This window comes from Thermococcus sp. (genome assembly GCF_027011145.1).
Classification (GTDB): domain Archaea; phylum Methanobacteriota_B; class Thermococci; order Thermococcales; family Thermococcaceae; genus Thermococcus.
This window is the reverse complement of record NZ_JALVAO010000009.1, coordinates 1-11,677: the sequence shown is the minus strand read 5'-3', so window position 1 is coordinate 11,677 and position 11,677 is coordinate 1. Positions and strand designations below refer to the sequence as shown.

Here is an 11,677-nt window from a genome sequence, read left to right as displayed (position 1 = left end):
CTTTGACGTCCTGTTGTGCCGGTCATTGAGGCAATGATTTTCTGACGGAACTTGTTAAATTTTAAAAGGTAAAACAGAAAGAACCTGTCAATTTTGTCCTCTTCAGGAGCTATAGGAAAAACTTCAGTTGTCGCTAAGGCAAAACCGTTTGGAATATCAAAAGGGACAATTCCCTGTTTCCCATTTTCTAATGAAGGTGTGATTTTTGCCAAAAGGATATCTCCGGCTTCGCAATAAGTTGAACTTTTGACTTTTTCAACCGGCACAACTCGGTAGTCTGCAAATATTCCAGAATCTGGAATTAACTCCATAGGTATTAGTGCGACTTTGTTTATTTCTCTGACTCTCTTGTTGCCTCGGATTTTAGCGACTTCTTTTAGTTTAACAAGTGACCATCCCTCAGGGAGGTCTTCTATATGAACATCCATACCCATGTTAAAGGCCTCCGTGGTATTGAGTATGCAAACTGTTGACTTGCCGTAGTAAATATATTTTGTTTTTTGTACGATCTCTTTTTATAGCTCCCTACTTGTCCATTGAGGAGAGAATTTAGGGAGATGTTTTCCGATTTCCTTCTTTAACCAATCCAGTGTTTTATTTTCGTATTTTACAAGTTCTGAGACTTCGTTTATTTCTACCGATTTCTTAGCTACTGATATAAATGCAGTTTTTAACTCCTTTGTTAATTCTAACGCATTGAGAAGATTCCGATGTTCACGATATATCTCAAACAGGCCTAAAATAAATTCTGTAGTAACAACTCCCATTTCCATGTCTATCCCTAGTTTGGATATTTCTTCCCTCGCAGGAAGATTTAGTGAGTTAGTTTGTAGTCTTGATCTACTCATGATAAATATGCCGAACTTATTTGATTTTACATCCCCGAGGCTTATTTTTTGTAAATATCCTTTTAAGTATTCCCACATCTTTCTTATCTCATCCCGACTTAACCTTTCATGTTGTTTTGAATCAATAACGTAGGTATGAAAGAGTGCCTTGTCCTTGGAATCCTCAAAAAGAATTAGTATTCCATCTGGCTCCGATTCATTGTATTTGTATCCTTTGGGTATAAAACTTCCATACAAATATTTTAAGATGACAGCTATATTTTCTTCAATTTGTTCCCCTGACATATTCTTTAGCTCTTCTTTATTCTTTAGCATCATATAAGCAGTAGTAGCTTCATTTTCTAATACTTTTAAGTAGTAATAGTCCAAATAAAGAACCGCCTTGCGGTAAATCTCAAGGAGGGCATTTGATTTTTCTCCTTTTAAGATATTACATATAATTTCGTATAAATTAGCATCATCTAGGAACACGTATGTTAGACGCTGATAACGTGTTTTTTTATGACTCTTTTTTTGAGAATCTAAGGGTATTACTATGGTAAGGAAATACTTATAACTTCCCCCATCAGGATAGTCAAATTGTCTAGTTCCCTGTATAACTAGTGATTTTTCACTCTCCACGTATTCTACATTGAATATTTCAAATTTTTCTGTTAAGCCTGTGATTTTGTTGTTGATTATAATTGGGACATTAAGTATCTCAGAGAATTTCTCCTCCAAAAACTTCCCAAACTTGTGTATCCAAAATCTTGGAGAGTTTTCTTTTATGGTTATGATTTTTGAAGTCTCTAGTTGCTTTATAACCTCATCATCTTCTTTCATGGATTTTATAATGCGATAATATCTACCCCTATTCTGTCTATCAAAAATCATTCTTGAGAAATAATATGAAACCGGTACTTCATAGGGATAATTCAGCCTTATTCCTACATCCTTGATACTTTTGATAATCTTCTTTTTATCGTCTTCACTAACTTCATTATCAAATGAAACCTTTATCTCAAAAATGTACTTTTTCTCAATGGATTTTTTATCAAGCTGAGCATTTTTAATTTCAGCTTTAGATTTCACAATAGTCAAGGTAAATGGAAGATTTTTCTCTTTTTTTCTATATTCTAAGTGGATCTCTCTTAGTTTGACTATGTCTTCAGGATTCGCAAGTAGTTTATCAAGATTGAAGCTACCTAGGGGTATATACATATCACTCCAAGACTTAAGCATCATTGAGTAAGGATATCCTGAAAGTCTTATTTTTGTTACATAAATTCCTCTATTGTTCAGTTTTTCAAAAATTTCTGCAGGAGATAACCCGAAAGTCTCTATATTGTCAACAGTTTTTGCTAAGTTAACTTTTTCTTTTATCTCTCTAATCGCTCTTGAAATTGTTCTCCTCGTTGTCGCGATTTCTAGTTTTTTATCCTTTTGTTTTATCAGAACCAACTTGTAATTTTTTGTTTTCCCAATATTATATGGCTTCACATATCCCTGTTGCTCTGTGAGGAGGGGATAGAAAACTAATCGTTCGTTGGTTTCTGTATTTTTAACAGCAAGTATATTTTTCTCTTGGATTAATAAGTCCCACTCTTTAGGGTCACTAGTTAACTCATACATATCCTTGGGTAATGATTCAAATTCCTCAAGAAACCTTAATTTCAAAAGCTCAGCAATAAGTAGTTCTTTCTTGTCTTTTCTAAGCAACTCTTGCAATTTGGACGTCTCACTACCATAAAGCTCACCTAGTACTCTGAGGACTTCTTGAAGAAATTTTTCTTCATTAGTTATATCCTGTAACTTACTTATTCTTTTTTGTATCTCCTCTCTCACTTCTTTCTGCAACTTATCTTTATTGAAGAGGTTACCCCTTTGATCATAGAAAAGTATGCTAAGGAACGTGTCTCTTTTGATACTATGGTTGTTTTCATCATACACTAATTCGAGATTTTCCACTCGATACATAGTTACCCTCCAGACAGTTGTAGAGAGTAACTTTATTGAGGATTGACTTTAGAAAATTTAAACCTTATGCTAAAATGTATATCTAATACCCTAACTCCCTCAAATACCCCTCAATCTTCTCATCAACCTTCATCAGCTCCTCGTTAATCCTCTTCAGCTCTTCCCACTCGGCCTTAACATCTATCTCTTCCTCTTCCTCTTCCTCCATTGGGAAGACGTAGAGCGTTACGTTAAGGTTGTAGTCGTTCTCCTTTATCTCGTCGAGGTCAACAACGCGGGAGAAGCCCTCAACGTCCTCGAACTTTTCGAAAGCGGTGACTATTTTCCTAATGTGCTTCTCGCCAAGTCTGTTCAGCTTCCTTATCTCCGGGTGCTTTTCGTATTCCTGCGAGGCGTTGATGAAGAGGACTTTATTCTTTCTCTCCTTTGGCTTTGCCTTGTTGAAAATCATTATAGCTCCCGGCGCGCCGGTGTTGTAAAAGAGCTTTTCGGGGAGGAGAATTACCACCTCAAGCAGGTCGTCCTTGAGTATCTTGGCCCGTATCTTCTTCTCGGTTCCACCGCGAAAGAGTGCGCCGTTGTCTATGACGATGCCAACCCTGCCGTCCTCTTTTGCGCTTGCGAGCATGTGCTGGATCCACGCCCAATCTGCTGAATTGTTCGGAGGATAGCCGTACTTAAAGCGCTCCTCCTTGAACTCGGCCTTCTTGAGAGTCTCCTCGCCGTAGCCGTCCTGGTTCCAGGGCGGATTTGCTATAACCACATCGAAGCGCTTGAGCCTTTCGCCATCCTTAAAGGCTGGTCTGAGAAGTGTATCTCCCACGGCGAGCTTCGGCGACTTGATGCCGTGGAGTATCATGTTCATCTCGGCTAAAGCGTATGTTGTTGGATTTACCTCCTGGCCGTAGAGGAAGAGCTTTTTAGCCTCATCCGCTCCGCGGTGTTCCTTGACGTATAGATAAGCGCCAATAAGCATACCACCAGAACCCATCGCTGGGTCGTAAACCTCTTCGCCCGGCTCCGGCTTGAGGATTTCAACTAGGAGCCTAATGACTTCTCTGGGAGTATAAACCTCACCCTCTTTGGCCTTCTGGGGGGCAAAATACCTTAGAATCCACTCGTAGGCATCGCCAAGAACATCGGGCGAGGCGTTCTTTAAGTCAAGCCCGCTAAAGAGCTCGAAGAGTTGTCTGAGTATTTCAGCGTTGTCTCTGTGGAGCATGAACTCCATGAAGTCAAAGCGGTCAACGACGCCCCTCAGGTTGGGGTTGAGCTCGGCGAGCTTCTTGAGGGCCTGGGAGAGATTCTGAGGAAGGCTCTCGATGTCCTTCTCGCGAAGCTTTCTCCAGAGATATTCTGGCGGATAGTTAATCGTGTATGCTTCCCTGTCTTTGAGGGCAAGCTCTTCGGCGGTCTTTCTGTCAAGACCTTCCTTGGTAAGCTTCCCAACGTATTCTTCAAACTCTTTCTCCCACTCATCGCTCAGCCTCTTCAAAAACAGCAGGAGGAGAATGTACTTGTAATCTACCCTTGTTCTGATTAAATCCGCGGCCTTCTTAAGAACCCTCTCAAGCTCCTCGCGGGTTAAACTGTTACCCTTCTTTGATGCATGGCCGATGAAATCGGTGAGCTTTCTCTCCATGACTTACACCGAAGAAAGGATACCCTGGCAGGTTCTTATATTTAACTCCCGTGTAGAAAAACGAAGATGCAAAAAAGAAACCTTCAGATTCCCGCCCCGATGTCCTCAGCGATGTCGGGCAGGTCTAGAGCAACTAGCTTGGCCTTGGTCGGGATTCCGTCCCTGCTCCATCCGCGAGCCTGGTAGTATTCATCCAGCATCCTGTCGAGCTCCCACGGCGGGACGTGTAGGCCCTTGCTCGGTCCTTCTGGAATCGGCTCCCACATAATCCTGTACGGCAGGGTATCGTCCTTCCTGCTGAAGCCCTCGCGGACGTTGAAGGCGCGAGCTATGTTCATTATCCTCTCGCCGATGACCATGAGCTCTGCTTCTCCTATGTTCATGCCCGTAACAGCCTCAACAAGCTCCGGGAAGCCCTCGAGGAAGTACATGTGCCTTGAGAACTTACAGGTTCCGGTTGCATCGTAGATTGCCATGAGGTTCTCATGGAAGGCTATCTCGAATCCCTTGTTCTCGCCCTTGGTCCTGTCAACACCCTCAAACTTCCACCACTTACCTACGAGCTCGGTTCCGTAGGCTCCGCTGGTGAGGTGGTCGGCACCGCGGACGCTTACTGCAAATGCCAAAGCCATTCCCTTTATACCACGGACGTCATAGGCAGGTGGTTCCATGCCTTTGACGTGCAGTGCAAACTTCTCACTTCCCCTACCGAGCCTCTCGCTGGCCCTCTTGACACCATCAGCGAGAAGCTTTCCGAGGTTGCCCTCGCGGTATGCCATCTTCTTGAGTGCTTCAACAGCGGCCTCGCCGTTTCCGAAGGTTAGCTCAAGGCCATCTGCTTCCTCCTTGGTGAGAAGTCCGCGTTCGTAAGCTTCCATGGCCCAGGCTATGGTGACACCGGCTGAAATTGTGTCGAGACCAAGCTGATCAGCCAGATAGTTGAGATAAGCTACCGTCTCGAAGTCGTCTATCTCGAGAACGCCACCGAAGGAGTAGAGGGTCTCGTACTCCGGACCGTCGACCATGAAAGTGCCCCACTTCTCGCTCTCTACCTTGACGTACTGACTGCACGGCTTGTTACACATCGGACAGGGTCTTCTTCCAACCCTGTACTTGGGAGCCCAGTAGTATGGGTCGATGTAGATGTGCTCCCTGCCCTCCTCCTTGGCCTTCTCGTAGGCCTTCTTGAAGAAGCCCATCTGCCAGTTCCTGACGGGGAACGTTCCCCTCTCACGGTTCATCCAGTCGAGGAACTCACCGCTTCCATAGTCCATGTCTGCCTTGGTCGCTGGGTGGTCCTTGAAAACGAATGCCCACTTCTTTATGAGCTCGCGGAGTTTTTCCGGTTCGGCTATTGGTATCTTCTTGGTTCCCTTGACGAGGATTCCCTTGAGCTTCTTGCTTCCAAGGACGGCTCCGGGCCCACCTCTGGCGGCCTGCCTTTCGTCGGTGTCGATGATTGAGATTAAACTCAGGTTCTCTCCGGCAGGGCCTATGAACGCTGTTGCGAATCCCGGATACTCCTCCTTGGCCTTCTTTCTGGCCTCCCCTATTGTGAGTCCCCAGTAGCCCTCAGCGGGAACGAGTTTTACCTCATCGTCTTTGATGATGAGCAGAACGGGTTCCTCGCTCTTGCCCTCGATGATGAGCATGTCGTAGCCGGCCTTCTTCAGTTCCTCGCCCATCTTGGCGCCGGCCATCGCCCTTCCGTAACCGCCGGTAAGCGGACTCTTGAAGTTGAAAGCAGTCTTTGAACCTGTTCCTATTCCAGTCCCAACGAAGAGACCTGGGGTTATAATCATCTTGTTCTCTTTGCCGAGCGGGTCCGCCTTGGCGGGAACCTCGTCGTAAAGAACCCGGGTTCCAAAACCAACTCCGCCAAGGTATTTTCTGGGAAAGTGTTCCGGCAGGGGTTCAACTTTAATCTCTCCGGTAGTCAGGTTAACCCTTAGGATTTTTCCCCAGTAACCGCCCTTAGTTTCCATGAAATATCACCTCGAAGATTTTTCGGAGTGGGGAATATAAGGTCTTCGAAAGGAAGTACATTTGACAGAATTGTATATGTTAAGTCTATTTGTTAACTTGGAGGTACTATTATGTCTATCTGTCTACAAAAATTGATGGCATTGTTTTCAATTATTAATTTGAAACGAAAAGCTGTGCCCCCGGGGAGCGAAGGGGACTCACAGCTCGCCGAGACGCTCATCCCCCGCGGTTTCCCGGGGGCGTTAGGGGTTTGGAGTTTGGGCTTAAATCGTTAGCGGTTCACTATTGAATTAACCCCGGCCGAGGCAAATATCAGGATCTCGATAGTTCTGTAGGCTTCTTCAACGCTTTTGGCACTAAAGCGAACTGTCTTTCCACCGAGCCTCTCCACGAAGGGCAACAGCTCGGCTATCTCCGCGTAGGCGCTGTTAAGGAAGCGTAGCTTGACTTCAACGGGCGTTTCTGTTTTAAGGGGTTTGAGCTCTCCCCGTTTGAAGCGTTCAAAGGCCTCAACCGTTCCCTCGCGGAGGAGCTCCCGGATTCCCTCAATCCCGGGACTCATGGCAGAGTAACGCCCAAAACTTTCCTTTAAAGCGATTCCAACGGCCCAGGGGAGATGTTCTTTAACGTCGGTCTCGATTAGGCTCTTGTCCCCAGCCACCATCGCAACAGGAACGCCCCACTCGCCGAGGAGGTAGGCGTTGAGAAGCGTCTCACTCACTTCAATTCCGTTTATCTCAAGTTTGTCAATCGAGGCACTGCTGTAGGTGTGGTCAAAGGTGGCTTTTTCGCTTCCGGCCTTGGCGTGATAACCAAGAAAAATCGCGAAATCCGAGCCCTTGGCTCCAGCGACCATGCTCAGTGGCCTTGGAAATCCCCTCACGACTTTAACGTAACCAGGTGTGTCCTCCACGATTAAGTTAACCATCGGCCCGTGGCTGTCGGCTATGACTACCTCTTCAACCCCTTCTTCATGGTGCAGGGTTTCGGCGACGACTTTCACGATTTCAGTCGCTATCTTTCTGGCTTCAGCGTAGAGGGCACCCTTCACGAAGAGATGCTCCCTGCTGACAATATGGGGAAGGCCCTCGAGGTCGAGGGAAATGAAGGCCCTCACGGCAATCACCAGGAATACGTCTGAGGCGTCAGGATAAAAACCCACCGGGACTCTGATAACCCCCGGGAATATATCTGGCGAAGACCAATAATTCCCACTCATGAAAAAGGTTTTATAGGACTTCTTTCAAAGAATAAAACGGTGATAGGCATGCAGATACTTGAAGTTAACATTAAACTCCCCTATCGTGAGAGGGGAGTTGTATTGGGCCGTCTTTTGTCCAAGATTTCCGGCAGGGTTAGGGACATACACTTCCTCCCACCTGATGCAACGGGCATGTCTGAGGTCAGGATGGAGCTCGTTGGTGGTAAGGGCCTAATTAAGGAGCTTAAGAGAGTTGTAAAAAACGGAAAGGTGTCCTTTAGAGTTCTTTCAGAGGCTTGATTCTTTTTTATATCACGCTTAATGCAACCCAGACGAGGAACATCGTCCCTATGACGTCGCTGAGAGTCGTGACTACAGGAATAGCCACGTTGTCCGGGTCCCAGTTGTATTTGTCGGCAAGTATCGCAACGACCAACCCGATAAGCATCGCAACCAGGATTACAAAGGGAAATCCGAGGACGAAGTTCCAGAGGATTCTTGCCGGTCTGTGGATGTAATGGACAACTACCCACATCGAGATTAGATTAGTCAAATAGCCTATTATCGGGGCCAGAATCAGGAGAGAGATGAAATCGTAGAGGGTTTCCCTGCTCTTAACGGCTTCCACACCCTCAAGGTGTATTTTTGTTGACACCTTTGCGGCTATTATCGAACCAAAGTTGCCCATACTATCATTTACGCTCGGCCACATGACGCTGACGATTATCACGGCGTTGATTATCTTTTCGTATTTAACGAGGAGCCCGCCCGTTACGGTCTCGATGAGGGCCATTGCCCCGATTATGGCGGCGAGCTCTCCGAAGGCCCTCTTGTGTTCCTTCTGGAATTTGGCCTTAAAGGCCAGCGCGATGAGAATGGCCAGCATTGTAAATGACAGGACGTAGAAGGCATCCTCGTGATGGAGGTAGAGCAGTGCAAAGTAAACCATCGTCGGCATCGTTATCAAATCCGCCAGGGAACTTATCAGGGGCGCGGCTATTAAATCCGGGTCATAACCCTTCTTAAAGGGGATTATTGTAATAATGGCCGTCCCATAGCCGAGTATAACACCGATGAATATCGCAGAGGCGATTACCATAAGCAAGACTATAACGTCCTGGACAAGGTTATGGACAAGGAACAGGCCGACGACCCAGAGCACTATCAGGGGTATTTTACTGCTCAGAATCGCCATAACTATCTGCGTCGTTACCTCGGAGTCCCTGACGTTCTCAATAAGACCAAGGTTCAGCTTTGTTGTGAAACGAGATGCCAGAGCAGAGAATATGTTTCCGCGCAAATCCATGAGGCCTGGCATTATGAAGACGAGAATCGGAAAGTAGCTCATTATAGTGTCCCAGTTCTTACCGAGAACGGCACCGCCCACAAAGTCAAATATCAGGCACAGGAACAGGGCCGGAAACGATAGCAGAAACGCGTCCCCGAGCTTGCCCCTGAGCGTTCTTGAGGTTCCCATTGCACTCTTTACCACCGTCATCGTCTCCACCTCCCATTGCAATCACCTCCCTTCTGGATTCTCTGGGATACTGACGATTTAGGCTGGCCAAAAGCTTATAAAAAAGTTATGGTTCAACCACGAAAGTTAAAAACTAACCTTTGATTCCCGTGTTGAGCTCTTCAAGCTTTTTCCGTGCTTTTTCTATGGAACCGGCCTTTTCTATGGCCGTCCCCGTAACAACTATATCGGCACCGGCCTCGACGGCTCTTCTCGCCTGCTCCCCGGTTCTTATGCCACCGCCAACTATAAGGGGCACGTCTATGACTTTTTTCACGAGGGAAATCATCTCAGGAGGAACGGGCTTTTCTGCTCCGCTTCCGGCCTCAAGGTAAACGAGCCTCATTCCGAGGTACTGGCCGGCAAGGGCGTAAGCGGCCGCTATCTTTGGCTTGTGCCTCGGGATTGGCTTGGCATCTCCGACCCAGCCGACGGTTTCCCCGGGCTCGATTATGAGGTATGCCATTGGAATGGGCTCCAGGTTATAGCGCTTCACCTGGAAAGCCCCAAGAGCCTGAGCGCCGGTTATGAAGAACGGGTTTCTTGAGTTGAGGAGGCTCATGAAAAATATAGCATCTGCATACCTGCTTATCCCCCCGTGGGAACCCGGGAAGAGTATCACCGGAAGGCTTGAGTTCTCTTTTATCGCCTTCACAACGTCGTCAAGAACTTCTCCCTCCGCCCCTGTGGAACCGCCGACCATTATGGCATCAACGCCTATTTCCTCGCTCATCTTGGCTATCTTTCCGGCCGTTTCCGGCGGAACGTCGTCCGGGTCTAGTAGAACGAAGTGGAGTTTTCCATCTTTGAGCCTATCATGGATGTAGCGTTCGACCCTTCCAATCTCAAGCATTCTTACACCCCCATAAACGCTTCTATTTCCTTTTCGGTAAGGGAATCATCTATCAGAAGGCATTCGACGTTTTCCTCGCGAGCATGATTGCAGAGTGATTTATCTCGGGTTATCAGTTTATATCCTCTGCTTTTTGCCAGTGCGAGAAAGTATGTGTCAAAACCCGAGGGAGAAACCTCGGATGCGATTTTCTTGGCAAGCGGATAGATAACATCCTCTGGAACAATCTCCGCAGAATTTTCCAGGGCATTTCCAAGGCGGATTGCCAGTTCACTGTCTCCACTGATTCTCTTCGTAACACTGATTACCTCAACTACCGCTACCATCGGCACGGCCAAGTTTCTTTTGAAGGCCAGTCTAAGTGCAAGTCTGCATTTGGAAAGCACGTCCCTGGAATGTTTGAGCTGGGGATACTCCGAACCATAAAAGAAAGCCCCGATGATTACGTTGGTATCAATAACGAACCCTTTTTCGCCCCCTGACATCTTCAAGCACTTCCTCAATGTTTGCATTGACCTTTATCCCCTCAATTTCTTCCATAAGGTCCAATAGGGTCTCACCGATGATAACCTTTACCTTTGTCCCCTTTGGAAGTTTGACTTTTCTCACGGGCCTGAACGTTTCTCCATCGTAGATGGCCTCGACTACAGTTCCCAATTTTCTCACCTTATTTACCTATCTCTTCCGCTCTTTTAACGGTTTTCCAGCTCAGGCCGAGGTTTTTGAGAATGCCAACGAGAATTCCATCCGGCTCTTCATTGAAGTGATAGAGGTTTGTATTGACCTTAACGTCGCCTGCACCGAAGCCCGGGACGGGTTTCCCGTGCTTCGAGACCTCGACGGAGAGCGTTTCCTCAAGCCTTTCCTCGCTGGGAATCAGGTAGGCCCTCAAAAGCCTGGCCTCCTTTAAAAGGTAGTCGATGTGCCAGTGGAGTTTCTTTTCTCGCGAGAAGTGCCTCCTGACCCTCTTTTCGAGCGAGTTCATGGCGGAGCCAACGTAAACGTAGTAGCCAGGCAAAAGCTCAAATGTTTTCCCTTTGGTTCTGATGGTTTTTTCCTCCTCGAGCTTTATGACGAGAAAATACGAGCCCTTCATGTTTCCCCGTTGGGAGTTGAGTTTATAAGCCTCACCTGTCAACGACAATCGGTGTGGATATGGACGGTAGGAAGAAGAAACCTGTTGATGATTTTGCATGGCAGGAGTACGACAGGGAGGAGTTCGAGAGACGCTTTCCGGCTCTGGCAAGGGAGCTGGAAGGCGAGGGAATACCCATAGATGCCTTCAGAATGGACGAGGAGGAGGGGGAAAGGGAAGCAGAGCCTAGAAACTTTGCTGGCTACGAGCCAACCATCATAGACTTCCTCCGGAGATGCGAGACCGATGAGGAGGCCCTTGAGATAATAAACTGGATGGAGGAGAGGGGAGAGATAACCCACGAGATTGCGAAGGAGCTGAGAATAACCCTCGCCAAAAAGGGCGTGAGAGCATTCGGTCCGAAAAAGGAGTGGGGATGGTACGAGAGGCACGGGAGGGGCTGAGGTGAGAACTTTCATAATAAAGGCAAACAAGGCCAGAACCGCTCCAGACTTCAAGCTTAGCGATTTGCCCGGCACGAGCGGGAGGATAGACGTCCTCTGCAGGTTCCTCAACTCGGCTTTTCTTCTCTCCCACGGC

The 11,677-nt window shown here is 47.0% G+C and carries 12 protein-coding genes and 1 pseudogene; 3 read left to right on the top strand and 10 right to left on the bottom strand.

Annotated features, from left to right (window positions below; all coding sequences use genetic code 11):
- The 5 genes from MVG27_RS00835 to MVG27_RS00815 all read right to left on the bottom strand — a co-directional run.
- On the bottom strand, positions 1-434 hold a 434-nt coding region (locus MVG27_RS00835; protein ID WP_297555898.1), incomplete at its 3' end, for a restriction endonuclease subunit S.
- Between the two features lie 81 nt (positions 435-515).
- Complete coding sequence (locus tag MVG27_RS00830; RefSeq protein WP_297550853.1) at positions 516-2,672, bottom strand: hypothetical protein; 2,157 nt, start codon at positions 2,670-2,672, stop codon at positions 516-518.
- A 214-nt stretch (positions 2,673-2,886) separates the two neighbouring features.
- Positions 2,887-4,446 carry an N-6 DNA methylase gene (locus MVG27_RS00825; RefSeq protein WP_297550851.1) on the bottom strand — a complete coding sequence of 520 codons (1,560 nt, stop codon included), beginning with the start codon at positions 4,444-4,446 and terminating at the stop codon, positions 2,887-2,889.
- Positions 4,447-4,529: 83 nt separating this feature from the next.
- Positions 4,530-6,431, bottom strand: a complete 1,902-nt coding sequence (locus MVG27_RS00820) for an aldehyde ferredoxin oxidoreductase family protein (RefSeq protein WP_297550849.1) — start codon at positions 6,429-6,431, stop codon at positions 4,530-4,532.
- Positions 6,432-6,703: 272 nt separating this feature from the next.
- On the bottom strand, positions 6,704-7,549 hold the full coding sequence (locus MVG27_RS00815) for a M55 family metallopeptidase (protein WP_297550879.1): 846 nt from the start codon (positions 7,547-7,549) through the stop codon (positions 6,704-6,706).
- A 150-nt stretch (positions 7,550-7,699) separates the two neighbouring features.
- On the opposite strand from MVG27_RS00815, the gene MVG27_RS00810 reads away from it, so the two are divergent.
- On the top strand, positions 7,700-7,933 hold the full coding sequence (locus tag MVG27_RS00810; protein WP_297550877.1) for a hypothetical protein: 234 nt from the start codon (positions 7,700-7,702) through the stop codon (positions 7,931-7,933).
- Positions 7,934-7,940: 7 nt separating this feature from the next.
- Here MVG27_RS00810 and MVG27_RS00805 read toward each other — a convergent pair whose 3' ends face one another.
- From MVG27_RS00805 to MVG27_RS00785, 5 genes are all read right to left on the bottom strand, one after another.
- A complete protein-coding gene (locus MVG27_RS00805; RefSeq protein ID WP_297550847.1) occupies positions 7,941-9,131 on the bottom strand; it encodes a magnesium transporter in 1,191 nt (396 codons plus the stop codon).
- A gap of 112 nt (positions 9,132-9,243) precedes the next feature.
- On the bottom strand, positions 9,244-10,002 hold the full coding sequence (locus MVG27_RS00800) for a geranylgeranylglyceryl/heptaprenylglyceryl phosphate synthase (protein WP_297550845.1): 759 nt from the start codon (positions 10,000-10,002) through the stop codon (positions 9,244-9,246).
- A 2-nt stretch (positions 10,003-10,004) separates the two neighbouring features.
- Entirely contained in the window at positions 10,005-10,487 is a 483-nt protein-coding gene (locus tag MVG27_RS00795) for a type II toxin-antitoxin system VapC family toxin (protein ID WP_297550843.1), read from the bottom strand.
- Positions 10,456-10,668, bottom strand: a complete 213-nt coding sequence (locus tag MVG27_RS00790) for an antitoxin family protein (RefSeq protein WP_297469487.1) — start codon at positions 10,666-10,668, stop codon at positions 10,456-10,458. The genes MVG27_RS00795 and MVG27_RS00790 overlap by 32 nt, the downstream gene beginning before the upstream one ends.
- Before the next feature lies 1 nt (position 10,669).
- Positions 10,670-11,098 carry a DUF123 domain-containing protein gene (locus MVG27_RS00785; RefSeq protein WP_297555897.1) on the bottom strand — a complete coding sequence of 143 codons (429 nt, stop codon included), beginning with the start codon at positions 11,096-11,098 and terminating at the stop codon, positions 10,670-10,672.
- 59 nt (positions 11,099-11,157) lie between these two features.
- Here MVG27_RS00785 and MVG27_RS00780 point away from each other — a divergent pair, with 59 nt between their 5' ends.
- Together MVG27_RS00780 and MVG27_RS00775 are read left to right on the top strand one after the other, a co-directional pair.
- Positions 11,158-11,541, top strand: coding sequence for a DUF2095 family protein (locus tag MVG27_RS00780; protein ID WP_297555895.1), 384 nt, complete (start codon positions 11,158-11,160; stop codon positions 11,539-11,541).
- Position 11,542: 1 nt separating this feature from the next.
- Positions 11,543-11,677: pseudogene (locus MVG27_RS00775) on the top strand (tRNA (pseudouridine(54)-N(1))-methyltransferase TrmY); the annotation flags it as partial.